The 23,776-nt window shown below is 72.4% G+C and carries 19 protein-coding genes; 13 read left to right on the forward strand and 6 right to left on the reverse strand.

Annotated elements, in window-relative coordinates:
- Positions 1-196: 196 nt before the first annotated feature.
- The 4 genes from ACIP84_RS18205 to ACIP84_RS18220 all read left to right on the forward strand — a co-directional run bounded on the left by ACIP84_RS18205 (position 197) and on the right by ACIP84_RS18220 (position 4,536).
- Complete coding sequence (locus ACIP84_RS18205) at positions 197-553, forward strand: cupin domain-containing protein (protein WP_401798634.1); 357 nt, start codon at positions 197-199, stop codon at positions 551-553.
- A 312-nt stretch (positions 554-865) separates the two neighbouring features.
- Positions 866-2,206 (forward strand): discoidin domain-containing protein, encoded by a 1,341-nt coding sequence (locus ACIP84_RS18210; RefSeq protein ID WP_355956405.1) that lies wholly within the window; start codon positions 866-868, stop codon positions 2,204-2,206.
- The gene (locus ACIP84_RS18215) at positions 2,206-3,537 is read left to right on the forward strand and encodes an MFS transporter (RefSeq protein WP_401798636.1); all 1,332 of its coding nucleotides are present in this window, start codon (positions 2,206-2,208) and stop codon (positions 3,535-3,537) included. Before ACIP84_RS18210 ends, ACIP84_RS18215 begins: the two co-directional genes overlap by 1 nt.
- Before the next feature lie 3 nt (positions 3,538-3,540).
- Positions 3,541-4,536: a hypothetical protein gene (locus ACIP84_RS18220; protein WP_355956401.1), complete on the forward strand. Its 996-nt coding sequence runs from the start codon at positions 3,541-3,543 to the stop codon at positions 4,534-4,536.
- Between the two features lie 136 nt (positions 4,537-4,672).
- On the opposite strand, the gene ACIP84_RS18225 is transcribed toward ACIP84_RS18220, so the two are convergent.
- Entirely contained in the window at positions 4,673-5,971 is a 1,299-nt protein-coding gene (locus tag ACIP84_RS18225) for an MFS transporter (RefSeq protein WP_401798638.1), read from the reverse strand.
- A gap of 158 nt (positions 5,972-6,129) precedes the next feature.
- The gene (locus tag ACIP84_RS18230) at positions 6,130-6,696 is read right to left on the reverse strand and encodes a methylated-DNA--[protein]-cysteine S-methyltransferase (protein ID WP_401798640.1); all 567 of its coding nucleotides are present in this window, start codon (positions 6,694-6,696) and stop codon (positions 6,130-6,132) included.
- 210 nt (positions 6,697-6,906) lie between these two features.
- On the opposite strand from ACIP84_RS18230, the gene ACIP84_RS18235 reads away from it, so the two are divergent.
- From ACIP84_RS18235 to ACIP84_RS18255, 5 genes are all read left to right on the forward strand, one after another.
- The gene (locus tag ACIP84_RS18235) at positions 6,907-7,806 is read left to right on the forward strand and encodes an MHYT domain-containing protein (RefSeq protein WP_355956397.1); all 900 of its coding nucleotides are present in this window, start codon (positions 6,907-6,909) and stop codon (positions 7,804-7,806) included.
- Between the two features lie 63 nt (positions 7,807-7,869).
- Entirely contained in the window at positions 7,870-9,999 is a 2,130-nt protein-coding gene (gene uvrB, locus ACIP84_RS18240) for an excinuclease ABC subunit UvrB (RefSeq protein ID WP_355956395.1), read from the forward strand.
- 176 nt (positions 10,000-10,175) lie between these two features.
- Positions 10,176-10,754 carry a TerD family protein gene (locus ACIP84_RS18245; protein WP_030325289.1) on the forward strand — a complete coding sequence of 193 codons (579 nt, stop codon included), beginning with the start codon at positions 10,176-10,178 and terminating at the stop codon, positions 10,752-10,754.
- 152 nt (positions 10,755-10,906) lie between these two features.
- Positions 10,907-12,874, forward strand: a complete 1,968-nt coding sequence (locus ACIP84_RS18250; protein WP_401798643.1) for a TerD family protein — start codon at positions 10,907-10,909, stop codon at positions 12,872-12,874.
- Positions 12,875-13,130: 256 nt separating this feature from the next.
- Positions 13,131-14,147: a TerC/Alx family metal homeostasis membrane protein gene (locus ACIP84_RS18255; protein ID WP_401798644.1), complete on the forward strand. Its 1,017-nt coding sequence runs from the start codon at positions 13,131-13,133 to the stop codon at positions 14,145-14,147.
- A 111-nt stretch (positions 14,148-14,258) separates the two neighbouring features.
- Here ACIP84_RS18255 and ACIP84_RS18260 read toward each other — a convergent pair whose 3' ends face one another.
- The 3 genes from ACIP84_RS18260 to ACIP84_RS18270 form a co-directional block, all read right to left on the reverse strand.
- The gene (locus ACIP84_RS18260; RefSeq protein WP_401798820.1) at positions 14,259-15,554 is read right to left on the reverse strand and encodes an MFS transporter; all 1,296 of its coding nucleotides are present in this window, start codon (positions 15,552-15,554) and stop codon (positions 14,259-14,261) included.
- A 170-nt stretch (positions 15,555-15,724) separates the two neighbouring features.
- Positions 15,725-16,381 (reverse strand): MBL fold metallo-hydrolase, encoded by a 657-nt coding sequence (locus tag ACIP84_RS18265; protein WP_401798646.1) that lies wholly within the window; start codon positions 16,379-16,381, stop codon positions 15,725-15,727.
- A 44-nt stretch (positions 16,382-16,425) separates the two neighbouring features.
- A complete protein-coding gene (locus ACIP84_RS18270) occupies positions 16,426-17,109 on the reverse strand; it encodes a maleylpyruvate isomerase family mycothiol-dependent enzyme (RefSeq protein WP_401798647.1) in 684 nt (227 codons plus the stop codon).
- 211 nt (positions 17,110-17,320) lie between these two features.
- Between ACIP84_RS18270 and uvrA the strand changes: the two genes are divergently transcribed.
- Together uvrA and ACIP84_RS18280 are read left to right on the forward strand one after the other, a co-directional pair.
- Positions 17,321-20,422 carry an excinuclease ABC subunit UvrA gene (gene uvrA / locus ACIP84_RS18275; protein ID WP_401798649.1) on the forward strand — a complete coding sequence of 1,034 codons (3,102 nt, stop codon included), beginning with the start codon at positions 17,321-17,323 and terminating at the stop codon, positions 20,420-20,422.
- A gap of 135 nt (positions 20,423-20,557) precedes the next feature.
- Positions 20,558-20,995, forward strand: a complete 438-nt coding sequence (locus ACIP84_RS18280; protein WP_401798651.1) for a Rieske (2Fe-2S) protein — start codon at positions 20,558-20,560, stop codon at positions 20,993-20,995.
- A gap of 117 nt (positions 20,996-21,112) precedes the next feature.
- On the opposite strand, the gene ACIP84_RS18285 is transcribed toward ACIP84_RS18280, so the two are convergent.
- Positions 21,113-22,042: a hypothetical protein gene (locus ACIP84_RS18285; protein WP_401798653.1), complete on the reverse strand. Its 930-nt coding sequence runs from the start codon at positions 22,040-22,042 to the stop codon at positions 21,113-21,115.
- A gap of 245 nt (positions 22,043-22,287) precedes the next feature.
- Here ACIP84_RS18285 and ACIP84_RS18290 point away from each other — a divergent pair, with 245 nt between their 5' ends.
- Both ACIP84_RS18290 and ACIP84_RS18295 read left to right on the forward strand, forming a co-directional pair.
- Positions 22,288-22,875: a papain-like cysteine protease family protein gene (locus ACIP84_RS18290; RefSeq protein ID WP_401798655.1), complete on the forward strand. Its 588-nt coding sequence runs from the start codon at positions 22,288-22,290 to the stop codon at positions 22,873-22,875.
- Positions 22,876-22,880: 5 nt separating this feature from the next.
- Entirely contained in the window at positions 22,881-23,717 is an 837-nt protein-coding gene (locus ACIP84_RS18295; protein ID WP_401798656.1) for a hypothetical protein, read from the forward strand.
- The last annotated feature ends 59 nt before the right edge of the window (positions 23,718-23,776 follow it).

Here is a 23,776-nt window from a genome sequence, read left to right on the forward strand (position 1 = left end):
ATTCCGTCACGGGCTGCCCGGAGGGGCGTCCGGGGCGGCCGCGCCACCCGTCCGGCGCTGCGCCGAAGGGGTCGTGCGGATTTCGTCGACGCGTCGGGTTCCGGGCATCGCGCCTGGTGGGAGGCGAAGCGGAGGGGCTCCGTCCATCCGGTCCCGGCCTCGGAGCGGCCCTGCACCCCCGCTACAGTCACCGCCCATGACGACACATGACCAGCCCTCCTTCGCCGTGCACATCCCCGACGCGGAGCTGGAAGCGGAGCCGCTCGACCCCGCCCAGATCATCTCCGGTACGCCCGAGGTGACGGGCAAGGTGCTGTGGGAGTCCGCCGACGGAAAGCAGCTGCGCGGCATCTGGCAGATCACGCCCGGCGTCGTGACCGACACCGAGGCCAACGAGCTCTTCGTGGTGGTCTCCGGCCGGGCGACCGTCGCCGTCGAGGGCGGGGACACCCTGCAGATCGGGCCCGGCGACGCCTGTGTGCTGCGCGAGGGGGACCGGACGACCTGGACCGTCCACGAGACCCTGCGCAAGGCGTACCACATCAGCCTCTGACGGCTCTGGCGCCTGCGAAGTCGCGTCGTGCGGGCCCGAGTCGAGGTCTGGTAGGAAACCTTCCTATCCGCTAGCATCCCGGCAGCGGCTTGGCGCGGCGCCCCACCCCAAGGGGCGTGACGCGCTCAGCGAGAGCTCTGACCCGGCCGCCGAGCACCACCCCGCCGTGTGGCGCCCGAATCGCCACCCGGCCGGTCGCCCGTGTCCGTACCCCACGGCACGGGCGCCCCGGCCCGCCGCCGCCCGGCAGGTCCGTGGTGCGCCGCACCGGTGTCCAGCTCTCGCCGACCCTCCAGGCCAGGGAGCCCAGGTATGCGCCTGAACGCCTCCGCCCCACCACGCCGCACCACCACCCCACTCCCCTTCGTCCTCGCCGCCGTGCTGCTGCTCGTCGGCGGGCTCCTGCTCGCCCTCCCGGACCGGGCAGGAGCCGCCGCCGACGTCCTGATATCCCAGGGCCGACCGGCCACCTCATCCTCCGTCGAGGACAGCACCTTCGGCCCGGAGAAGGCCTTCGACGGCGTCTCCACCACCCGCTGGGCCAGCGCCGAAGGCGTCGACCCCCAGTGGATCCGGGTCGACCTCGGCCCCTCGGCCACCGTCTCCCGCGTCAAGCTCGTCTGGGAGGCCGCGTACGCCAAGGCCTACCGCGTCGAGATCTCCACCGACGGCACCACCTGGACCCGCCTCGCCAACGAGACCGCGGGGAACGGCGGCACGGACGACTGGACCGGACTCACCGGCCAGGGCCGCTACCTCCGCGTGTACGGGACCGCGCGCGGCACCTCGTACGGCTACTCGCTCTTCTCGGCGGAGGTCTACGGCACCACCGGCACCACGGAGCCGCCCACCGGCGCCTTCACCGTCGTCGCGGCCGGCGACATCGCCGCCCAGTGCACGGCCTCCAGCAGCTCCTGCGCCCACCCCAAGACCGCGGCCCTGGCGCAGCGGATCGCGCCGTCCTTCTACCTGACGATGGGCGACAACCAGTACGACGACGCCCTGCTCTCCGACTTCCGCAACTACTACGACAAGTCCTGGGGCGCCTTCAAGGCGAAGACCCGCCCCGTGCCCGGCAACCACGAGACCTACGACCCCGCCGGCCCGCTCGCCGGCTACAAGTCGTACTTCGGCGCGATCGCCTACCCGCAGGGCAAGCCGTACTACAGCTACGACCAGGGCAACTGGCACTTCGTCGCCCTCGACTCCAACTCCTTCGACGACGCCACCCAGATCCAGTGGCTCAAGGACGACCTCGCACGGAACACCAAGGGCTGCGTCGCCGCCTACTTCCACCACCCGCTGTACTCCTCCGGCGGCCACGGCAACGACCCCGTCTCCAAACCCGTCTGGCAGATCCTCTACAACGCCAAGGCCGACCTGGTGCTCAACGGGCACGACCACCACTACGAGCGCTTCGCCCCGCAGGACCCCAACGGGCGGGCCACCGCCGACGGCATCGTCGAGATCGTCGGCGGCATGGGCGGCGCCGAGCCCTACGACATCGAGACCGTCCAGCCCAACAGCCAGAAGCGGATCAGCGGTCCGTACGGCGTCCTGAAGCTGGACCTCACCGACACCACCTACACCTGGCAGTACGTCGGCACCGACAACCAGGTGAAGGACTCCGGCCCGACCTACACCTGCCACTGATGTACCTCGCGACCACCGGTCGCCCCGACGCGCCGCCCGCCCCTTCGGGGGTCCGGCGGCGCGTCCCCGGCACCGTCCTCGCGCTCGGCGCGGTCAGCCTGGTCACCGACGTCTCCTCGGAGATGGTGACCGCCGTCCTGCCGCTCTACCTGGTCCTCGGACTCGGTCTCTCCCCGCTCCAGTTCGGGCTGCTCGACGGCCTCTCGACCGGCGCCACCGCGCTCGTACGGCTCCTCGGCGGCGCCACCGCCGACCGCGGCGGACGCCACAAGCAGGTCGGCGGGCTCGGCTACGCCCTGTCCGCCTGCTCCCGGCTCGGCCTCCTCCTCGCCGGCGGCGCGACCGGCTGGATCGCGACCGCGATCGCCGCCGACCGGCTCGGCAAGGGTGTCCGGACCGCCCCGCGCGACGCCCTCATCACCCTGCACAGCCCGCCCGAGGAGCTGGGCCGCGCCTTCGGTACGCACAGGGCCATGGACACCACCGGCGCCCTCCTCGGCCCCCTGGCCGCCTTCGCCCTGCTGTGGGCGACGGCCGACGCGTACGACGCCGTCTTCGCCGTCAGCTTCAGCGTCGGCGCGTTCGGCGTCCTGCTGTGGATGCTGCTCGTTCCCGGGCGGACACGCGGCGACCGGAAGGCACCCGCCGTCCCGGCGGAGCCACGCGCGCGTGGGGAGGTCTCGGAACCACGCGCGCGGGGCGGGTTCCGCGGCGGGAGGTTCAGCGGGCTGCTCGACGGGCTGCTCGGCGGGCTGCGCTCGCCCGGCTACCGACGGATCGTGATCTGCGCCGGAATCCTCGGCGCGGCCACCATCGGCGACGCCTTCCTCTACCTGCTGCTCCAGCGACGGCTCGCGTTCGACGCGACCTGGTTCCCGTTCCTGCCGCTCGGCGCGGCCGCCGTCTACCTGCTGCTCGCCGTCCCCGCCGGACGCCTCGCCGACCGGATCGGTCGGCGAGCACCGCTCCTGTACGGGCACGGAGCCCTGCTCCTCGCCTACGGACTGCTCCTCGCCCCGCTGCCCGACCCCGTGGTGCTCCTCGGCGTCCTCCTCCTGCTCGGGGTCTTCTACGCCGCCACCGACGGCGTCCTGATGGCCCTGGCGGGCCCCTTCCTGACCGAGGGCCGGCAGGCGAGCGGCCTCGCCGTGGTCCAGACGGCGCAGGCGCTGGCCCGGCTCGGTGCCGCCGTCGCGTTCGGCGCCGCCTGGACCGCGAGCGGGCCGGAGACCGCGCTCGTCGCCGCGCTGCTCGCCCTCACGGCGGCGCTGTGCTGCGCCGCGCGGCTGCTGCCCACGACTCCTTCCGAGCCCTCCGAGAGGAGCGACTGACCCATGTCCGAACCGACCGGTGCCCGCCCGTCCACCCGTACGCGCGTGTGGATCCTCGTACTCGCCCTTCTGCTGCTCGGCGGCGGCGCCACCGCCTACACGCTGCGCGCGGCCTCGGGCCGCGAGGCCGCGGTCGCCGGGACCGCCGACCCCGGCTTCACCCTCGAACGCGCCACCGGCGCGCTCTACGCGCGGGACACCGCCAGCGGCCGCGTCGCGCGCGTGGACCCGTCCGCGCCCGGCGGCCGGGAGGTGGGCGGCCCCACCTGCGACCGCTTCCACGCGGCCGGGCCCACCGCCCTCTGCCTCCAGCGCAGGCCGGGCGTTCCGGCCCGCTCGTACGTCCTCGTGCTCGACAGGCGGCTGCGCGAGGTCCGCCGGATCGGTCTGCCGGGCATCCCCAGCCGGGCCCGGGTCTCGGCCTCCGGGAACATGCTCGCCTGGACCATGTTCGCGACCGGCGACTCGTACGCCCGCTCGTCCTTCTCCACCCGGACCTCGATCCTCGACCTGCGCACCGGCTACCTGGTGAAGAACATCGAGCAGATCCCGCTCACCCTCGGCGGCCGCCGGTACCACGCCCCCGACGTCAACTACTGGGGCGTCAGCTTCGCCGCCGACGACAACCGCTTCTACGCGACCGTCTCGACGGACGGCCGCACCCATCTCGTCGAGGGCGACATGCGGAACTGGTCCGCCAAGGCCCTGCGGGAGAACGTCGAATGCCCGTCGCTCTCCCCGGACGGCACCCGGCTCGCCTTCAAGAAGCGGGTCTCCGACGGCCCGAGCGAGCCGTGGCGGCTGTACGTGTACGAGCTGGGCACCGGACGCGAGCACGCGGTCGCCGAGCGGCGGGGCATCGACGACCAGGCGCTCTGGACGGACCGGAGCACCCTCGCGTACGGCTACGGGGGAGCGGTCTGGTCGGTCCCGGCCGACGGCACGGGCGCCCCGCGCCGACTGGCGAGCGGGGCGTCCTCCCCGGCGGCGCCGCACTGACCGACGGCGGTGCCGCACGGACCGCCGGCCGTACGGAGGTGACGCACCGGCCGACGGACGTACGGAGGTGCCGCACCGGCCGACGGCGGTTCCGCACGCACCGGCGCGGTGACGCACCGGCCGCCCGGGCGGAGCCTCACGCCTTCCGGAGCGAGCCCCGGATCGCGAGCGCCGCCATCGGCAGCAGCAGGCAGGCGGCGATCGCGTTCAGCGGCCCGTAGCCCGCCTGCGCCACGATCAGGCCCGCCGCGAGACCGCCGACGCCGGCGGCGGTGTTCATGATGAAGTCGGAGAGCCCCTGGACCGCCGCCCGCGCGGCCTGCGGCACCGAGTCCGTGAGCAGTGCCGAGCCGGACACCAGACCCGCCGACCAGCCCAGGCCGAGAATGAACAGGCCGAGGGCGGTACGGCCGTGGCTGGGCCCCGCGGTGCCCGCGACGAGCGCCGCCACGCCGATGAGGCCGACCGCGAGCCCGATCACCGACAGCCGCCCCAGCCGGTCGGAGAGCCAGCCCATCAGGGGCGAGAAGGCGTACATGCCCGCGATGTGCCCACTGATGACGAGCCCGATCAGCTGGATGTCCGCCCCGTGGTGGGTGAGGGCCACCGGGGTCATCGACATGATCGACACCATCGCGGTGTGCGAGCCGGCGACGGTGACCACCGCGAGCCGGGCCTTCGGGGACTCCCGCACGGCCTTCATCCCGGCCCGCAGGGAGCGTTCCTCCGGTGCCTCGCCCGCGCCCGTCCCGTCGAGCGCGCGGGCGGTGAGGAGGGGGTCGGGGCGCAGCAGCACGGCCACCACGGCCGCCGCGATCACGAAGACTCCGGCGGCCCAGACGAAGGGGCCCGCGGTGGCGGGTATGCCCAGACCGGCCACGCTCCTCCCGGCCGGCGCGGCGATGTTCGGGCCGAGGACCGCCCCGATCGTCGTCGCCCACACCACGGTGGAGATGGCCCGCGCCCTGCGGTCCGGTTCGGCGAGGTCGGCGGCGGCGAAGCGGGCCGCCAGATTGGCCGAGGAGCCGGCACCGAAGCCGACGAGGCCGAGGAGCAGCAGTGGGAAGCTCTCGGCGACCGCCCCCAGCACGGCGACGCCGGCGCCGACCGCGCCGATGAGGTACGCCAGGACGAGACCGGCCCGGCGGCCCCGCGAGGCCATCAGGGCGGCGAGCGGCATGGCGAGCAGCGCGGGCCCTGCCACGGTCGCCGTGGACGCGAGACCGGACAGCGCCTCGGAACCGCTGACGTCCCTGGCGAGCACGGCGGCGAGCGCGACGCCGGTGGCGATGCCGAGGCCCCCGAGGATCTGGGTGGCGAGGAGCACGGCCTGGACGCGCCGGCGCAGCGCGGGGAGCTCGGCGTCGGTGACGGGGGTGGGGCCGGGTATGTGTCCGGGCAGGGTGGCGTCAGGGGCACCGGGGGTGTGGGTCACTTACGTGAGTGTGCCAGCCGTCCCACCTGATGGGAACGCCTCCCGGGCGAGGCCGCCGAGCCCCGGCCCGGGGTCGGCGCCCCGGCCCCGAGGTCGGGGCCCCCGGCCCCGAGGTCGGCGCCCCCGGCCCCCCCGGCCCCGCCGTTCGGGAGAGGCCGTCAGAACAGTGGCGTCGGCAGCACGCCCTCCAGCGCGAGGAGCTGCCGCTTGGTCTCCAAACCGCCCCCGAAGCCGCCCAGACCGCCGTCGCTCTCCACCACACGGTGGCACGGCACCACGACCGGCAGCGGATTGGAGCCCATCGCCGCGCCGACCGCCTGTGCCGCCCCCGGCTGCCCCACGCGTCGGGCCAGGTCCCCGTACCCGACGACCGTGCCGTACGGCACACCGCTCGCCAGCTCGCGCAGCACCTGCCGGTTGAAGCCGGCGGTCAGGCTCCAGTCCAGGGGCAGGTCGAGCTCGCCCGGCTCGCCCGCGAAGTACCGGTCGAGCCGGCGTATCGCGCCCGCGAGCAGCCCGGAGGCGCGCTCCACCGGCTCCGCGCCGAGCTGCGCCGCCAGCCGGTCGAGCATGCGGTCCCGCCGCGCCGCGTCCGCGTGGAACTCGACCCGCACGAGCCCGCGCTCGGTCGCGGCGAGGAAGAGCGGCCCGATGGGGCACTCCATGACCGTCCACTCCACCGGGACGGCCCGCCCGGCGCACTCCGGCCCCGCTTCGATGTCCATGCCGCCCACGGTACGACCCGCCACCGACAACGGGGCCCGGAAGACCGGCGCAAGGTCACGAACCGGTCTCGCTCAGGTCTCACGAGCGGAAATTCCCCGGTCACGTGGTCGCGTGGCTCGCGGCGCGCCATAATCTCGCCCCGGTAGTACTACCCAGCGGTGCCGACTGTTTTCGGACGACGTGGCACCAGGGGTGGAGGACACACGCTCATGCAGGGCACGGTCGACGGATTCAGCTACGGGATCGTCACTCCGGTGGCGGCCTTTCTCATGGCGTGCCTGGGCGGCGCCCTCGGCCTGCGCTGCACCACGAGATCGCTCCGCCACCGTGACAGCTTCAAGGCGGGCTGGCTCGCCCTCGGCGCCACGTCGATCGGCACCGGCATCTGGACCATGCACTTCATCGCCATGATGGGCTTCTCGGTCCAGCAGGCCCCCATCCACTACGACCTGCCCATCACCTTCGCCAGCCTGGGCGTGGCCGTCCTGATGGTCGGCATCGGGATCTTCATCGTCGGCTACCGGGGGGCGACCGCCCTCACCCTGGTCACCGGCGGCACCATCACCGGCCTCGGCGTGGCCACCATGCACTATCTGGGCATGGCCGGGATGCGTCTCCAGGGGCGCATCGAGTACGACACGCTCACCGTCGCGACGTCCGTGGTCATCGCCGTCGTGGCGGCCACGACGGCCCTCTGGGCGGCCGTCTCCGTACATGGATTTCTGGCCAGCCTCGGTGCGAGCCTGGTGATGGGCGTCGCCGTCAGTGGTATGCACTACACCGCCATGTCGGCGGTCAGCGTCCACCTGCACGGCGCGGAACCCGTCAAGGGCACCGGCGACACCGCCACCTCGCTGCTGTTGCCTATGCTGATCGGCCCGGCGGTCTTCCTCATCCTCGCCGCCGTCGTCGTCATGTTCGACCCGCTGCTCGTGATGGGCGACCCTGACTGGCAGGGCCCCGCCGCCCGCCGCCCGCACCGCCCCGGCGTGCCCGCCCCGCGCCACGTGCCGTCCTACGGCGAGCCCGCGAACTGGACGGCCCGGCCCGCCGGGCGCGGGGCCCGCAGGAGCGTCCCGAGGGGCGGCCACCGCTCCCAGGACTGGTGACGGAGGGCCGGCTGCCGGGCCGATCACCACCCGAGTGTCAGTGCCGGGTCGTACGGTGGTTGCATGCGGCCCGTTTCCAAGATCGAACGTTCGGTGGCGCCCTTCGAGGTCGTCAGTGAGTACCAGCCCAGCGGCGACCAGCCCGCGGCCATCGCCGACCTGGAGCGGCGTATCCGCGCGGGCGAGAAGGACGTCGTGCTCCTCGGTGCCACCGGCACCGGAAAGTCCGCCACGACCGCGTGGATGATCGAGAAGCTCCAGCGCCCCACCCTGGTGATGGCGCCGAACAAGACCCTGGCCGCCCAGCTGGCGAACGAGTTCCGGGAGCTCCTGCCGAACAACGCGGTCGAGTACTTCGTCTCGTACTACGACTACTACCAGCCCGAGGCGTACGTCCCGCAGTCGGACACGTACATCGAGAAGGACTCCTCCATCAACGAGGAGGTGGAGCGGCTCCGCCACTCCGCGACGAACTCCCTGCTCACCCGCAGGGACGTCATCGTGGTCGCCTCCGTCTCCTGCATCTACGGCCTCGGCACGCCCCAGGAGTACGTGGACCGGATGGTCCCGCTCAAGGTCGGCGAGGAGCTCGACCGCGACCAGCTGCTCCGCCGCTTCGTCGACATCCAGTACACCCGGAACGACCTGGCGTTCACCCGCGGCACCTTCCGCGTCCGCGGCGACACCATCGAGATCTTCCCGGTCTACGAGGAGCTCGCCGTCCGCATCGAGATGTTCGGCGACGAGATCGAGGCCCTCTCCACCCTCCATCCGCTCACCGGCGAGGTCATCAGCGAGGACCGCGAGCTCTACGTGTTCCCCGCCAGCCACTACGTCGCCGGCCCCGAGCGCATGGAGCGCGCGGTCAACGACATCGAGCGCGAGCTGGAGGGCCGCCTCGCCGAGCTCGACAAGCAGGGCAAGCACCTGGAGTCCCAGCGCCTGCGCATGCGGACCACGTACGACCTGGAGATGATGCGCCAGATCGGCTCCTGCTCCGGCATCGAGAACTACTCGATGCACTTCGACGGCCGCGAGCCCGGCTCCGCGCCCAACACCCTCCTCGACTACTTCCCCGAGGACTTCCTGCTCGTCATCGACGAGTCGCACGTCACCGTGCCGCAGATCGGCGCCATGTACGAGGGCGACGCCTCCCGCAAGCGGACCCTGGTCGACCACGGCTTCCGTCTTCCCTCCGCCCTCGACAACCGCCCGCTGAAGTGGGAGGAGTTCCAGCAGCGCATCGGCCAGACGGTCTACCTCTCCGCGACACCCGGAACGTACGAACTCTCCCGCGGCGACGGCTTCGTCGAGCAGATCATCCGCCCCACCGGACTCGTCGACCCCGAGGTCGTCGTCAAGCCCACCGAGGGGCAGATCGACGACCTGGTCCACGAGATCAGACTGCGCACCGAGCGCGACGAGCGCGTCCTCGTCACCACCCTCACCAAGAAGATGGCCGAGGACCTCACCGACTACTTCCTGGAACTCGGCATCCAGGTGCGCTACCTGCACAGCGACGTCGACACCCTGCGCCGGATCGAGCTGCTGCGCGAGCTGCGCGCCGGCGAGTACGACGTCCTCGTCGGCATCAACCTGCTCCGCGAGGGCCTCGACCTCCCCGAGGTGTCCCTCGTCGCCATCCTCGACGCCGACAAGCAGGGCTTCCTGCGCTCCGGGACCTCCCTCATCCAGACGATCGGCCGTGCCGCGCGAAACGTCTCGGGCCAGGTCCACATGTACGCGGACCGGATCACCCCGGCGATGGAGCAGGCCATCGACGAGACCAACCGGCGCCGTGAGAAGCAGATCGCGTACAACACGGAGCACGGCATCGACCCGCAGCCGCTCCGGAAGAAGATCAACGACATCGTCGCGACCATCGCGCGCGAGGAGATCGACACCGAGGAACTCCTCGGCACCGGCTACCGCCAGGGCAAGGAGGGCAAGGGCGCCAAGGCCCCCGTCCCCTCGCTCGCCGCGCACGGCGTCAAGGGCAAGGGCAAGGCCGGCTCGACGGTCGAACTCGGGGACCGGCCCGCCACCGAACTGGCCGCGATCATCGAGGAGATGACCGACCGGATGCGCGCCGCGGCCGCCGAGCTGCAGTTCGAGGTGGCCGCCCGGCTCCGTGACGAAGTGGGAGAGCTGAAGAAGGAGTTGCGCCAGATGAAGGAGGCGGGACTCGCCTGACCGGACGCGGTCCGGCGGGGGATCGGGGGTGGGGTCCGGCACGCGGTCCGGTGTGTTGCAAGACCGACACAAAACCGGACCGCACCTCCGCGCTGTCAGTGGTGCTGCGTAATGTGCTCGGCAACCGCACGCACCGGAACGGCGGTCGCGGGGAACGCTAACGAGAGGGGCAACGCGTGTCGGTCAACATGACCAAGGGTCAGGCCATCAGCCTGGAGAAGCAGGGTGGGGGCAGCCTCAGCCAGGTGCGGATGGGCCTCGGCTGGCAGGCCGCGCCGCGCCGCGGCCTCTTCGGCAAGCGCACCCAGGAGATCGACCTGGACGCCTCGGCCGTCCTCTTCGCGGACAAGCAGCCGGTCGACGTGGTCTTCTTCCGCCACCTGGTCAGCGACGACGGCTCGGTCAAGCACACCGGCGACAACCTGGTCGGCGGCGCGGGCCAGGGCGGGGACGACGAGGCGATCCTCGTCGACCTCCAGCGGGTCCCGGTCCACATCGACCAGATCGTCTTCACGGTGAACTCCTTCACCGGCCAGACGTTCCAGGAGGTGCAGAACGCGTTCTGCCGCATCGTCGACGAGACGAACGGCCAGGAGCTCGCGCGCTACACCCTCGACGGTGGCGGCAACTACACCGCGCAGATCATGGCGAAGGTGCACCGGGTCGGCTCCGGCTGGCAGATGACCGCCCTGGGCAACCCGGCCAACGGCCGCACCTTCCAGGACCTGATGCCCGCGATCCTGCCGCACCTGTAGGCAGGAGCGCACCGCACCCACCCACAGCTCCCGGCGGCGGCAGGCCACCGGGAGCTGTCCCGCATGAACCGCACCGGTGAAACGCGGAGAACGCCGAACAGCCGAGAACGCCGAACAGTCGCACACGCCGAAAAGCCGAGGGGACAGAGTCGATGACGGCCGAGCTGGTCCGGGGGCAGAACCACCCCCTGCCCGACACCCGACTGGAGATCCGGGTGTCGGCCGGTCACCCTGTCCTCGCCGGCGCCACCCTCGGCGACGAGCAGGGCAGGGTCCCCGGCGTGGAGTGGATCGCCCACCCCGGAGCGCCCTCCCTGCCCGGCATCGCCGTCCCCGGGCAGGCCGCCGCCGACCACCGCCTCGCGGTGGACCTGGAGGCCGTCCCCGGCGCCGTCCACCGGGTCACGGTGCTCCTCGCGCTGCCCGGCCCGCGCGCGGGCGGAGCCGCCCGCTTCGGCACGGTCGCCGCCCCGTTCGTGGCCGTCGCCGGCCCCGACGGCGCCGAGATCGCCACCTTCACGATCACCGGGCTCGACAGCGAGTCCGCCGTCGTCGCCCTGGAGCTGTACCGCCGCCAGGGCGCCTGGAAGGTCCGCGCCATGGGTCAGGGGTACGAGGGCGGGCTCGCCGCCCTCCTGGGCGACCAGGGCCTGGAGCGCCCCGCCGACCTGGCCGCGGCGATCCTGGAGACCGTCGCGCCGGGGCCCGCCCCGGTCGCCGCTCCGGCCCAGCACGCCGCCGAGGCGGACCGCGTACGCCACACGGCACCGGCACCGGCACCGGTGACGGACCCGGCCCCGCCCGCTCCGACCGCTCCGGCCGCTCCGGCCGGCCCGGCGAGCCCGCCGCCGACCCCGCCGTCGGGCACCGGCACGCCCGCCCCGGCGCCGAGCGGCGGTCCGGTGAACTACGCCCACCCCCGTCGCCAGGCCGCCCCGGCCCCCGGCCCCGCGCCCGTACCCGAGTCCGAGCCCCGGCAGGGGCCACCCGCGCCGGTCGCCGGGGACGCGGCGGGCTGGTCCATGGACGAGCGCCTGTACAACCAGGTGTGGGGCATGTTCGAGGACCTGGCGCGGACCGCCGCCGCCTATCGCAGCGCCTGCGAGTTCGCCGAGAACCGGCTCGACCGGGAGCTCGACCAGACGCTCTCCGACTACCGTGCCCGAGCCGACGGCGCCAACGACGCCGCGCGGGCCGCCGCCCGTGCCCGGCACGACGAGCTGGTGGCGCGGGCACAGGAGGTCCTGGACCGGGACCTCGCCCAGCTCGCGGCCGAGTCCGAGGTCGTCGAGCCCGCCCTGCCCGTCGCCTTCGCCCGCTGGGAGAACCCCGTCTGGCAGGCCTACCGCGCCCCGGCCGAGGAGCCGATGGCCGTCCGCCTCGGCGACCTCCACCTCCCCGAGCGGACGGATCTGCGGATCCCCATGCTCGTCCGGCTGCCGCTGGAGCGGGGGCTCTGGGTGGACAGCGGCCGAGGGCACTCCGAGGCCGCCGGCCTCCTCGACGAGGTCGAACTGCGGCGGCTCGCCCTGGACTGCGCGGTCGCGCACGCGGCGCGGCTGCTCGCGGCGCACCCGGCAGGCGCGTTCACCGTCCATGTCGTCGACCCGGCCGGCGCGGGCACCGCCGCGCTCGCGCCCCTCGTGGAGTCGGGTGTCCTCGCGGCCCCGCCGGCCAGGGGCGCGGCAGGGGTCTCGGCGGTCCTGGAGCAGTTGACCGAGCGGGTCGACCTGCTGCAGATGGCGGTGCGGGCGGGAGCCTCCGACGCCCTGCCGCCCGGTCTGGACGCGGCCCGGCAGCTGCTGCTCGTGCACGACTTCCCGCACGGCTTCGACGACCGGGCGGTCACCCGCCTCCGGTACCTCGCCGACGAGGGACCGTCGGTCGGCGTCCATCTGCTGATGGTGGCGGACCGGGAGGACGCGTCCGCGTACGGGCCGCTGCTCGACCCGCTGTGGCGCTCGCTGCTCCGGCTCACCCCCGTCCCGGACGACCACCTCGCCGACCCGTGGGTCGGCCACGCCTGGTCGTACGAGCCTCCGATGCTCCCGCCGGGCAGCGCGGTGCTCCGCCAGGTCCTCGGCCAGGTGGCGGCGGCGCGCCACGGGAAGCGGCCCTGAGAGCCCTGACGGACCGACAGCTCTGACCTGGCCTCTTGGCGGCCCTTTACCCTTCCCTTTACCTTCTCTTGGGTTTTCGGGTAGTCTTCTTCGTGCGGAGGGGAGTACTCCCCATGCGCGGCGTACCCGTCAATACGGACGGATCATCCATGATCCGATCCCGGGGCGTCGGCCCGGTGGCGACTCCGTCGCCCGGGTGGAAGAGACCTCCGGCAGCGACGACGCTGATCAGTAGCCGTACGACGCCGGAGGCGCAGTGGACGTTTCAACCACCCTGTGGGTAGTGACCATTCTCGGTCTCGCCGCCCTGATCGCTGCCGACTTCTTCATCGGGCGCAAGCCCCATGACGTGTCGGTCAAGGAAGCCGGAATCTGGACGGTCGTCTGGGTCGTGCTGGCCGCACTCTTCGGTCTCGGCCTGCTGTTCTTCGGCAACAGCCAGGCGTCCGGAGAGTTCTTCGCCGGCTACATCACCGAGAAGTCGCTCAGTGTCGACAACCTGTTCGTCTTCGTCCTGATCATGGCGAAGTTCGCGGTTCCCTCGCACCTCCAGCAGCGCGTGCTGCTCGTGGGTGTGGTGATCGCCCTGGTGCTCCGCACGATCTTCATCGCCGCGGGCGCCGCGATCATCGCGAGCTTCTCCTGGGTCTTCTACATCTTCGGCGCGTTCCTGATCTACACCGCCTGGAAGCTCATCCAGGAGGCGCGCGCGGACGAGGACGAGGAGGACTGGGAGGAGAACCGCCTTCTCAAGATGGCCGAGAAGAGGTTCGGCGTCGCCGACCGCTACCACGGCACCAAGCTCTTCATCCGGAACAACGGCAAGCGGATCATGACTCCGCTGATGGTCGTCATGCTGGCCATCGGCACCACCGACATCCTCTTCGCCCTCGACTCCATCCCGGCGATCTTCGGCCTCACCCAGGACCCGTACATCGTCTTCACGGCGAACGCCTTCGCCCTCATGGGTCTGCGGCAGCTGTACTTCCTGATCGGCGGCCTGCTCAAGAAGCTGGTCCACCTCAGCTACGGCCTGTCGGTGATCCTCGGCTTCATCGGCGTCAAGCTCGTGCTGCACGCCCTGCACGAGTCCGGGGTGCACGTCCCGGAGATCAGCATCCCGTTCTCGCTCGCCTTCATCGGCGGTGTGCTGGTCATCACCACGATCACCAGCCTGATCGCCTCGAAGAGGCAGGCGGAGCGAGCCGCGGCCGAGGGCGTGACCGACGCCGACGGCGTCGACGATGCCAAGAAGGACAGCATCGGCGCCTGACCCGCACGACACGCGGCACGCAGACGGCGACGGCCGGCCGGGGACTCCCTGGCCGGCCGTCGCCGTCTCTCGTCGCCGTCTCTCCTTCGCCCGTCAGCCGGGTCCCCGTCCTCAGGCCGAGGCCGGCTCGGGCTCCGCCCGCCGCTCGGCCCCGGCCTTGGACGGCAGCGTCTCCGGAAGGAGCGCGAAGCAGCCGAGGCTGACCAGGGCGACCACGGTCAGATAGGCCGCGACGCCCCAGGGCGGACCCGAGCCCCCGTCGGAGAGAGCGGTGGCGACGATCGGGGTCAGCGCGCCGCCCAGGACCCCCGCGAGGTTGTAGCCGACGGCGGCACCCGTGCAGCGGACGCGGGGCTCGTACAGCTCCGGGAGGTACGCGGCCACCACCGCGAACATCGTGATGAAGGCGAGCAGCGCACCCAGAAAGCCCAGGAACATCAGGAACGGGCGCGCCGTGTGCAGCAGGGCCACCATGGGGAACATCCACAGCGCGGAGGCCGCGCACCCCGCCAGACACAGTGGTCGGCGGCCCCAGCGGTCGGCGAGCATCGCGACGAACGGCGTGGTCGCACCCTTGATCGCGACCGCCGCCATGACACAGGTCAGCATCACCGTGCTGCTCACCCCGAGCCGCTCGGTGCCGTAGGCCAGCGCCCAGGTGGAGACCGCGTAGAAGGTGGCGTACCCGACCGCGAGCGCCCCGGCGGTCAGCAGTACGAGCCGCCAGTGGTCACGGGCGACCTCGGCCAGCGGGGCGCCCGCGGTCCGCCCGGCCGCGGACAGCTTCTCGAACTGAGGGGTCTCCGCGAGCGAGGAGCGCAGCAGCAGGCCGACCGCCGCGAGCACGCCCGCGGCCCAGAACGGCACCCGCCAGCCCCAGGAGCGGAACTCCGCGTCGCTCAGGCCGGCCGAGAGCGCCAGCATCACCCCGTTCGCCAGGAGGAAGCCGATCGACGGGCCGATCTGCGGGAAGCTCGACCAGAGCGCCCGCCGGTTCGCGGGCGCGTGCTCGGCGGTGAGCAGGACGGCCCCGCCCCACTCGCCGCCGAGGCCCAGACCCTGCAGGAAGCGGAGCACGAGCAGCAGCACGGGTGCCGCGATGCCGATCGTCCCGTACGTGGGGACGCAGCCGACCGCGACCGTGGCGCAGCCGGTCAGGAGCAGCGAGGCGAAGAGGACGGGGCGCCGTCCGTACCGGTCGCCGACGTGGCCGAAGAGGACCGAGCCGAGCGGCCGGGACACGAAGCCGATGGCGAAGGTGCCGAAGGCGGCCAGGGTCCCGGCGAGCGGGGAGAAGGTCGGGAAGAAGAGCGGCCCCAGGACGAGGGCGGCGGCGGTCCCGTAGACGAAGAAGTCGAAGAACTCGATGGCGGTGCCGACGAGCGAGGCGCCGGCGAGCCTGGCCATCGAGGGGGCGGCGGGCGGGACGGGGGGAACCGGGGGAGCGGTCGGCGACGGAGCGTTACTGAGGCTCATGTCGCGCCAACTACCCCGCCGCCATCCGGGCTACGGGGGCGTGCGGAAGCGCGTGGCTGCTCAGCCGCGCGCTCTCCGCCTCCGCGGGCTTCCCCGAGGGGCTACCAGCCGCGCTCGCGCCACACGGTGAGCGAGGGCCGCTCGTCACCGAGCGTGGTGTCCTTGCCGTGGCCCGGGTAGATCCACGACTCGTCAGGCAGGACCGCGAACAGCTTGGTCTCCACGTCGTGGATCAGGCTCGCGAAGGCCTCCGGGTCCTTCCAGGTGTTGCCCACGCCGCCGGGGAAGAGGCAGTCGCCGGTGAAGACGTGCGGGTGGCCGTGCGGGTCGTCGTAGACGAGGGCGATCGAGCCCGGGGTGTGCCCGACCAGGCGGCGCGCGGTCAGCTCGACGCGCCCCACCCGGATCGTGTCGCCGTCCTCGACGGGCACGTCGGTCGCCACCGGGATGCCCTCCGCGTCGTACGCGCCCGCGTACGTCACGGCGCCGGTCGCGGCGACCACGTCGGCGAGCGCCTGCCAGTGGTCCCCGTGCCGGTGGGTGGTGACGACGGACTTGACGCCGTCGTCACCGATCAGCGTGAGGAGGGTGTCCGCGTCGTTGGCCGCGTCGATCAGCAGCTGCTCGCCGGTGGCCCGGCAGCGCAGCAGATACGCGTTGTTGTCCATCGGGCCGACCGCGACCTTCGAGATCATCAGGTCCGTCAGCTCGTGCACGTCCGCCGCCCCGCCGACCTTCACCACTCCGCTGTACGTCATGCGCTCAGACTAGTCCCGCGCACCGACGGAAGGGGCTGCGGGCGCTACAACGGGGGGAGCTTCGGCAGCGGCCCGCCCTCGGTCCGCAGGGCCGCTCCGTCGCGGCGCCCGGTCAGCCAGCCGAGGATCTCGGCGGCGCCGCCCGTGACGGCGACGCCGCCCGTCGTGCCGCCGGTCTTCCACGCCTGGCCGCCGTCGGCCCGGAGGGTCGTCGCCGGCACGGTCTCCAGGCCGGCGAAGCGGTCGGCGAGGAACTCGATCTCGCGGCTCACGAACTCCTCGGGCAGGTCCTCCAGCTCGTAGCCGATGCCCAGGTCGACGTGGTGCAGGTCGACCTCCGCCCAGCGGCGGAAGGGGATCCGGGACGCGCTGTCCAGGACGCCGTTGCGGAGCTCGACGGTCCGGCTCCAGTCGGCGGGCTCGGCGCCCACGGCCTGGAAGCGGTCGGCGGTCCGGCGCACGTCGGCGAGCTGGACGTCGAGCGGGCGGCCGGAGTCGCGCTCGATGTCGGCGTCGCGGGTCGCGGCGTCGGGGTACATGGGGAGGCCCTGGAGGACGTTCACCAGAGCGTCGGCGTTGCGGGCGACGTGGGCGAGCACGTGGCCACGGGTCCAGCCGGGCAGCCGTGACGGCTCGGCGGCCGCCGCGTTGTCCAGGGAGGCGGCGGCCGTCAGCAGTCTTTCGGTCGCTTCGCGGACGTGAGCGAGGTCGCTTTCGTGGTCGATCATGGCGCCGACCCTAGTGCCAGCCGGGGTGTCACCACTCGTTCGGGTGAAGAGGTCTCCGGGAGTCCGTAAATCGAATGTGCGTGCTATAGGCTCGAGGGAAGCATCCGGCATCCTTGAAGCGTTGGGTGTTTCAGGCACATCAGACCTCTGCGGCATCTCTCCGTGGCATTCCTCCGCAGCATCCGCTCTCTGAAGAAAGGTGCGGACCGGCGTGACCGACCGTCTCATCGTCCGTGGCGCTCGTGAGCACAACCTCAAGAACGTCTCGCTCGACCTCCCGCGTGACTCCCTGATCGTCTTCACCGGGCTCTCGGGATCGGGCAAGTCCTCCCTCGCGTTCGACACGATCTTCGCCGAGGGGCAGCGCCGCTACGTCGAGTCGCTCTCCTCGTACGCCCGGCAGTTCCTCGGCCAGATGGACAAGCCGGACGTCGACTTCATCGAAGGTCTGTCGCCCGCGGTCTCCATCGACCAGAAGTCGACCTCGCGCAACCCGCGCTCGACGGTCGGCACCATCACCGAGGTCTACGACTACCTCCGCCTGCTCTTCGCCCGCATCGGCAAGCCGCACTGTCCCGAGTGCCACCGGCCGATCTCCCGCCAGTCGCCGCAGGCCATCGTCGACAAGGTCCTCGAGCTCCCCGAGGGCAGCCGGTTCCAGGTGCTCTCCCCGCTCGTGCGCGAGCGCAAGGGCGAGTTCGTCGACCTCTTCGCCGACCTCCAGACCAAGGGCTACAGCCGCGCCCGCGTCGACGGCGTGACCGTACAGCTGAGCGAACCGCCGACGCTGAAGAAGCAGGAGAAGCACACGATCGAGGTGGTCGTCGACCGCCTCACCGTGAAGGACAGCGCCAAGCGCCGTCTCACCGACTCCGTCGAGACCGCGCTCGGACTCTCCGGCGGCATGGTCGTGCTCGACTTCGTCGACCTCGCCGAGGACGACCCCGAGCGCGAGCGGATGTACTCGGAGCACCTCTACTGCCCGTACGACGACCTGTCCTTCGAGGAGCTGGAGCCGCGCTCCTTCTCCTTCAACTCGCCGTTCGGCGCCTGCCCCGACTGCACCGGCATCGGCACCCGCATGGAGGTCGACCCGGAGCTGATCGTCCCCGACGAGGACAAGTCCCTCGACGAGGGCGCGATCCACCCCTGGTCGCACGGCCACACCAAGGAGTACTTCGGCCGGCTCATCGGCGGTCTGTCGCAGGCCCTCGGCTTCCGCACGGACATCCCGTACGCGGGACTGCCGCAGCGCGCCAAGAAGGCCCTGATGTACGGCCACAAGACCCAGGTCGAGGTGCGCTACCGCAACCGGTACGGCAGGGAGCGGGCGTACACGACCCCGGCCTTCGAAGGCGCCGTCTCCTTCGTCAAGCGGCGCCACACCGAGGCCGAGAGCGACTCCAGCCGCGAGCGCTTCGAGGGCTACATGCGCGAGGTGCCGTGCCCCACCTGCGAGGGCACCCGCCTCAAGCCGATCGTCCTCGCGGTCACGGTCATGGAGAAGTCCATCGCCGAGGTCGCCGCGATGTCGATCAGCGACTGCGCCGAGTTCCTCTCCCGCCTCACGCTGAACGCCCGGGACAAGAAGATCGCCGAGCGGGTCCTCAAGGAGGTCAACGAGCGGCTGCGCTTCCTCGTCGACGTCGGCCTCGACTACCTCTCGCTCAACCGCGCCGCGGGCACCCTCTCCGGCGGCGAGGCCCAGCGCATCCGGCTCGCCACCCAGATCGGCTCCGGCCTGGTCGGCGTGCTGTACGTGCTCGACGAGCCGTCCATCGGCCTCCACCAGCGCGACAACCACCGGCTCATCGAGACCCTCGTACGGCTCCGGGACATGGGCAACACGCTCATCGTCGTCGAGCACGACGAGGACACCATCAAGGTCGCCGACTGGATCGTGGACATCGGCCCCGGCGCCGGTGAGCACGGCGGCAAGGTCGTCCACTCCGGCACCTTGAAGGAGCTCCTCGGCAACGAGGAGTCGATGACCGGGCAGTACCTGTCCGGCCGCCGGGAGATCCCCACCCCGGACATCCGCCGCCCGGTCGACCCCGGCCGCCGGCTCACCGTGCACGGGGCCCGCGAGAACAACCTGCAGGACATCGACGTCTCCTTCCCGCTGGGCGTTCTCACCGCCGTCACCGGTGTCTCCGGCTCCGGCAAGTCGACCCTGGTCAACGACATCCTCTACACCCACCTCGCGCGCGAGCTGAACGGCGCCAAGTCGGTGCCCGGCCGGCACACGCGCGTGGACGGCGACGACCTCGTCGACAAGGTCGTGCACGTCGACCAGTCCCCGATCGGCCGCACCCCGCGGTCGAACCCGGCGACGTACACCGGCGTCTTCGACCACGTCCGCAAGCTCTTCGCCGAGACGATGGAGGCCAAGGTCCGGGGCTACCTGCCCGGCCGGTTCTCCTTCAACGTCAAGGGCGGCCGCTGCGAGAACTGCTCCGGCGACGGCACGATCAAGATCGAGATGAACTTCCTCCCGGACGTCTACGTCCCGTGCGAGGTCTGCCACGGCGACCGGTACAACCGGGAGACCCTGGAGGTCCACTACAAGGGCAAGTCCATCGCCGAAGTCCTGAACATGCCGATCGAGGAGGCCCTGGACTTCTTCGAGGCCGTCCCGACCATCGCGCGCCACCTGCGCACGCTCAACGAGGTCGGCCTCGGGTACGTCCGGCTCGGCCAGTCCGCGCCGACGCTCTCGGGCGGCGAGGCGCAGCGCGTGAAGCTCGCCTCCGAGCTCCAGAAGCGCTCCACGGGCCGCACGGTCTACGTGCTGGACGAGCCGACCACCGGTCTGCACTTCGAGGACATCTCGAAGCTGATCAAGGTCCTGTCCGGTCTGGTCGACAAGGGCAACTCGGTGATCGTCATCGAGCACAACCTCGATGTCATCAAGACCGCCGACTGGCTCATCGACATGGGCCCCGAGGGCGGAAGCGGCGGCGGCCTCGTCGTCGCCGAGGGCACGCCCGAGGAGGTCGCCTCGGTCCCGGCGAGCCACACCGGCAAGTTCCTCCGCGAGATCCTCGGCGCGGACCGGGTCAGCGACGCCGGGGTGACCGTCCCGGCGGCCCGCGGGACCCGGAGGACGGCGGCGAAGAAGGCTCCGGCCAAGGCACCCGCCAAGAAGACGGCGGCGACGAAGACGGCGGCCGCGACCAAGACGTCCGCCACCAGGACGCCCGCCACCAAGACGGCGGCCGCGACCAAGACGGCCGCCAAGAAGACGGCCACGAAGGCGACCGCCACCAAGGCCGCCGCGAAGAAGGCGACGACGCGGGCCCGCAAGGCCTGACGTTCCCGGCAGGGCCCCCTCCACGGGGGCCCTGCCCCGTCTCCGGACGGACCTCGGGCCCGGCCGTCGACACCGGGAACCCCGCCGGTATCGTCGGTTCGGTCACGCCTTGCCCCGATCCACCGTGGAGCGCCCATGTCCGGCCAGTCCAGCCGCCGCACCGTACTGAAGGGCGCCGCTCTCGCCGGTGCCGCCGGGCTGGGAGTCGCCGCCTGCTCCACCGAGTCCAAGCTCGGCCACGCCGGAGTCCCGACCCCGACCGCCCCGGTCGCCCTCGGCGCCCCGGACGAGATCCCCGTCGGCGGCGCCAAGCTCTACCGCGAGCAGAAGGTCGTGGTGAGCTGCCCGGCCAAGGGCGAGTACCGGGCCTTCAGCGCCCAGTGCACCCACGCCGGCTGCGTCCTCGACAAGATCGAGAACAGCGAGGGCAACTGCCCCTGCCACGGCAGCCGCTTCGACGTGACGACCGGCAAGGCGCTCAAGGGCCCGGCCACCGTCCCGCTCCCCGCGGTCCCGGTCCGCGTCGAGAACGGCAAGCTGGTCGCGGGCCCGGAGTCCACGCCGAAGGCCTGAACCGGCCGCCACGCGCAGCCGCCGCGCCCGGCCGCCACACGCAGCCGCCGCGCCCGGCCGCCGCGCCCGCCCGCCACGACCAGGCGCGACACCGCCCCCGCCGGGCCGCCCGTCGGCTCAGCTCCAGTCCCAGTCGATCCCCAGGATCCCCGGGCGCACCCCCTGCTCCACGACGTGCACCGTGCGGTGCCGGCCGCTCACGGTCAGCTCCGCACGGCCACCGCGCGGCGCACCCGTCGACGCCTGCGCGAACCGCCGGCACCGCACCGGCAGCGCCTCCTCGTCGAAGCGCACCTGCAGCACGTACTGCCCGCCCGCGAAGCTGAACCCGCGCACGTACTCCCCGCTCGGTCCCGCCGTACCGTCCTCGAAGCCGTACGAGAAGAGGTACGTGTCCCCGGCGCGCAGCCGCGTGTCGAACAGCAGCTCCGCCACCAGCACCCCCGTCCCCGCGTGCCACCGCACCCGCCCCGTCCGGCAGTTCTCCGCCGCCCGCACCCGGACCCGCGACGGGTCGCAGCCCGGATCCCCGTGGTGGATGGCCAGGTAGCGGTCCACGCCGTCCCGGTGCGCCCGCACGACCTGCTGCGACTCGCGCCCGACCAGCTCCCGCCCGGCCCCGATCCGGACCCGCTCGTGGTGCCCCACGGTGTGCAGCCCGCCGTCCGTCGGCGCCTCCAGGTCGGCGAGGAGCTCCTCGACGGAGCCCGACGCCTCCACGAGCGAGCGGTACGAGCGGGCCGCCGGGCGCTCCACCTCGGACCGCGTGGACCTGTCCTCCGTGAGCAGCCGCAGCAGCGAGTTCACCGGCAGCTGCAGCACCTCCTCCAGCGCGCGGACCGCCTTCAGCGACTCCGGCCGCTGGGGGCGGCGGGCGCCCTGCTGCCAGTAGCTCAGACTCGTCACCCCGACCTTGACGCCCCGGTGCGCGAGGTGGTGCTGGACCCGCTGGAGCGGCAGCCCCCGCACGGCCAGCGCGGTGCGCAGCGCCAGATGGAAGGGGCCGGTGTGCAGGAGCTGCACCAGATCGGCCTCGGTGTGGCTCACGAGGGCTCCTCGGTGAACGTTCACGGTGGGGGAGCGGACCGTGGCGCCGCGTGGGGTGGGCGGGCAGGTGGACCGGGGGCGTCCGTTCACACCCGGGTCACACCGTTCACAGTCCGATGTCACCCCGCATTGAAGCGTGTTGACCGGATCCGGACAACGGCAGATGCTCCTGACCAGCGTCCGGACGCGCTCCTCCACCCCCCACACCCCCACACCCCCACCCCCCCGCTCCAGGGAGGAACGCGATGCGCAGAAGAAAGCTGAACCTCGCGGCACTCGCCGCAGCCGCCCTCTTTCTCGTCCCCACCACCTCCGCGTCCGCCGCACCCGCCGGCGAGGACGTCGTCGCCCTCGGCTCCAAGCGGCTGAACATCACCATGCAGGCCCAGCAGAAGACCAACTGGTGCTGGGCGGCCGGAGGCAACACCATCGCCACCTGGTTCGGCCGGAACTACAGCCAGAACCAGTTCTGCAACGCCGCCTTCAACCGCCAGCAGGGCTACGACTGCCCCAACAACCAGGCCACCCTCGGCAACGTCCAGACCGGCCTCAGCTGGGCCGGCGTCAACCCCGGCTCCTACGTGACCGGCTGGCTGCGCTACGCCACCGTCCAGACCGAGATCAACGCCGACCGGCCCGTCGAGACCCGCATCCAGTGGTCCAGCGGCGGCGGCCACATGCACGTGATCTACGGCTACGACGACGCCAACAGCTGGGTCTACTGGGGCGACCCCTGGCCCTCCAGCGACCGCTACAACTGGGCCTCGCACGCCTGGTACGTCGACAACAACTCCTTCTCCTGGACCCACTCCCTCTACCGGATAGGGGCGTGACGACGATGAACGCACGTGCCACGGGTGCGGGGCTCCTCACCGCCGCGCTCGTCCTGCTCGGCGCGCTCCCGGCGGACGCCGCCGAGACCCTGCCGCCCGCGCCCACCCCCGAACAGGCCGCCTCCGCGCCGGGGACCCTGGACACCCTGTCCCGGTTCTTCGCCCGGGACGGCGCCGTCGCCCGCTCGGCGGCCGCGCCGCGCGTCGAGGGCGCATCGGTACCGGTGCGGATCCTCTCCTCGGACTTCGTCGCCGGGAAGCCGGGGGCGCCCGTCGCCCGGGTCGAGTTCCGCGCCAGCCGTGCCGTGTCCTCGGACGGCCAGAAGGCCTCGCTGTGGACGGTCGAGCGGGCGGGCGGCTGGCAGGTCGTCAACATCGCCACCGGCGACGACGAGATCCGGTACGCGGAGCTGGGCGGCGGCGGTCTCGTGTTCCGCGAGCCGCAGATCGACGCGTGGTACGTCCAGAAGGGGGCGAAGGTGCTGCCGCTGGACGAGGACGCGGTGCGGGCGGTCGGCCGGAACGGGACGAGCCTGGCCGGCTACCGGGAGCGGGTGGTCCGGGCGTACGGGGACAAGCTCCCGGGCTCGGCCTACGCGAAGAAGGGCACGGCCGGGGGTTATGACGGGCCGCGGGCGGCTGCGCCGGCTCCGCAGGCCGCTCAGGCCGCTCAGGCCGCTCAGGCCGCGCCGGTCGCGCAGGCCACGCCGGTCGCGCAGGACTCCGAGGGGCCGGCGGTGACGGTGGCGTCGGCCACGGCAGGGGCCGGTGCCGGGCTGGCCCTGCTGCTGATGTCGGCGGCGGCGGTCCGGCGCCGCCGGGCCACCACCCGGGAGCCCTGACCCCCGGGTCCTGAGCGCGGCCGCCCCTCCGCCGGGCCGCCACTCCGACCGTGACACCA

The sequence above is a fragment of the Streptomyces sp. NPDC088707 genome (assembly GCF_044752725.1).
Lineage (GTDB): Bacteria > Actinomycetota > Actinomycetes > Streptomycetales > Streptomycetaceae > Streptomyces.

Excerpts from the sequence above, each read along its gene's own strand:
- ACIP84_RS18205 (WP_401798634.1), top strand. The coding sequence starts at position 197 with ATGACGACACATGACCAGCCCTCCTTCGCCGTGCACATCCCCGACGCG.
- ACIP84_RS18210 (WP_355956405.1), top strand. The coding sequence starts at position 866 with ATGCGCCTGAACGCCTCCGCCCCACCACGCCGCACCACCACCCCACTC.
- ACIP84_RS18215 (WP_401798636.1), top strand. The coding sequence starts at position 2,206 with ATGTACCTCGCGACCACCGGTCGCCCCGACGCGCCGCCCGCCCCTTCG.
- ACIP84_RS18220 (WP_355956401.1), top strand. The coding sequence starts at position 3,541 with ATGTCCGAACCGACCGGTGCCCGCCCGTCCACCCGTACGCGCGTGTGG.
- ACIP84_RS18230 (WP_401798640.1), bottom strand. The coding sequence starts at position 6,696 with ATGGACATCGAAGCGGGGCCGGAGTGCGCCGGGCGGGCCGTCCCGGTG.
- ACIP84_RS18235 (WP_355956397.1), top strand. The coding sequence starts at position 6,907 with ATGCAGGGCACGGTCGACGGATTCAGCTACGGGATCGTCACTCCGGTG.
- uvrB (WP_355956395.1), top strand. The coding sequence starts at position 7,870 with ATGCGGCCCGTTTCCAAGATCGAACGTTCGGTGGCGCCCTTCGAGGTC.
- ACIP84_RS18250 (WP_401798643.1), top strand. The coding sequence starts at position 10,907 with ATGACGGCCGAGCTGGTCCGGGGGCAGAACCACCCCCTGCCCGACACC.
- ACIP84_RS18260 (WP_401798820.1), bottom strand. The coding sequence starts at position 15,554 with ATGGCCAGGCTCGCCGGCGCCTCGCTCGTCGGCACCGCCATCGAGTTC.
- ACIP84_RS18265 (WP_401798646.1), bottom strand. The coding sequence starts at position 16,381 with ATGACGTACAGCGGAGTGGTGAAGGTCGGCGGGGCGGCGGACGTGCAC.
- ACIP84_RS18270 (WP_401798647.1), bottom strand. The coding sequence starts at position 17,109 with ATGATCGACCACGAAAGCGACCTCGCTCACGTCCGCGAAGCGACCGAA.
- ACIP84_RS18280 (WP_401798651.1), top strand. The coding sequence starts at position 20,558 with ATGTCCGGCCAGTCCAGCCGCCGCACCGTACTGAAGGGCGCCGCTCTC.
- ACIP84_RS18290 (WP_401798655.1), top strand. The coding sequence starts at position 22,288 with ATGCGCAGAAGAAAGCTGAACCTCGCGGCACTCGCCGCAGCCGCCCTC.
- ACIP84_RS18295 (WP_401798656.1), top strand. The coding sequence starts at position 22,881 with ATGAACGCACGTGCCACGGGTGCGGGGCTCCTCACCGCCGCGCTCGTC.